The organism is Streptomyces sp. NRRL B-24484, from assembly GCF_000717715.1.
Taxonomy (GTDB): Bacteria; Actinomycetota; Actinomycetes; order Streptomycetales; family Streptomycetaceae; genus Kitasatospora.
The window spans coordinates 1-1554 of sequence record NZ_JOAI01000115.1; the positions used below are offsets into that span (position 1 = coordinate 1).

Genomic DNA, 1554 nt, shown 5'->3' on the forward strand with positions numbered 1-1554 from the left:
CGCGCACCCTGGTCGGCGATCCTGTTCATCGCCGCCACCTCCGCCTACACCGTCTTCGTCCTGCAGGACGGAGCCCTCACCGGGCTGCGCCGCCCGGGCTGGGTGCTGGGGGAGAACCTCGTCTTCGCCGTCGCGAAGGCACTCGCCCTGGCCCTGTGCGCGGCCCTGGCTGTCAGCGCCGGGATCCTGCTGTCCTGGGCCGCCGGCCTGGTCCTCGCCGTGACGGTCGCGAACGTCGTGCTGTTCGCCCGCGCCCTGCCCACTACCCGCCGCCACACGCGCGACAGCCCCGACAGCCCCAGCAGCACCGACACCGGCACCAGCATCGACACCAGTGCCGGGGCCAGTACCACCGGCACCGCGCGGCCGGAGCGGATGGCCCGCTACGCCGCCGCCGACTACGTCGGCCAGCTCGGCCAGACCGCTGTGTCCAAGTCCCTGCCGCTGCTGGTCCTGGGCCGCCTGGGCGCGGAGGAGACCGCCTACTACTCCCTGGCGTACCTGGTCACCGACACCCTCTACCAGGCCGCCTACGCGATGGGGCAGTCCCTCACGGTGGAGGGCGCCGCCGAACCCCATCGTCTGGCGGAGCACGCGCGCCGCATGCTCCGCCACACCGCCCTGCTGATCACACCCGCGACCGTGGTCGCGGTGGTGGCGGCGCCGTGGATCCTCGGCCTGTTCGGCAGCGACTATGCCGCCCACGGCACCACGGTGCTGCGGTTGATGGCGCTGTCAGCGGTGCCGAACGTGCTGTTCGGCGTCGCCGTCCACGTCGCCCGGGTCCGCCAGGCCCTGGTCTTCCTGACGGGCCTGCAGCTCGTCTTCGCCGGCTTGCTGCTGGGCCTCACCGTGGTGCTGATGCCCCGCTACGGCCTCACCGGCGTCGGCATCGCGTGGCTGGCCACCGCCAGTGTCCTCGCACTCGCTCTGGCTGCCACGGCCCGGCGCTGGCTGACCACCCACCCGCACCAACCCTGAACCTTGTTCCGTCGACTCCGCGCTTCTCCGGGTGGGTGGAGTGAGGCGCCACATGGCGCAGTGGGTGGCATGGACGGTGAACTCGAGGACGGTTCCGTTGCCCAGCACCTTCCGGGCTGGCACAGCCGGGCAGCAACACGTGCCGGGGACGCTGGAGGTGGCGGAGCCTGCAACGGGCGGGAACGAGGCGCGCAGGCGGCGCTGCAGCGTGCGGGTGGCCCGGCGCCACGAACGCGGCAGGCGCGGGCGGCGGGCAGGAAGGGAGAAGGCGGCCGGCATGGGACCAGCTTGCCGAGACGACCGGCGGTCCCGGCGTTGCCACACCGCACCAGGCCGCGCAGCTCGGCCCGGCGCGCTCCAGTGCCCGCGCCGGCCACCCAGCCTGTGACCGGGCATCCAGGCATGATCGCGTTGCCGATGCATGCGGTGATCGGCCCGGCGGCCCCATTCGTCCGCCAGTAGTGCCATCGACGGGCCGGGTTTGCCCGGGAACGGGTGGCAGAGGTCAGTTCCGCTGCGTTAGCAAGAGTCCGGACAATGTCAGCACGACCATGCACATGGTCAGCGTGAGGC

General features: G+C 72.5%; 1 protein-coding gene. It reads left to right on the forward strand.

The features are described from left to right. Positions 1–981, forward strand: a 981-nt coding sequence (locus IE98_RS0141450; protein WP_030277896.1) for a lipopolysaccharide biosynthesis protein, incomplete at its 5' end; no start/stop codon positions are given. Positions 982–1554 lie beyond the last annotated feature (573 nt).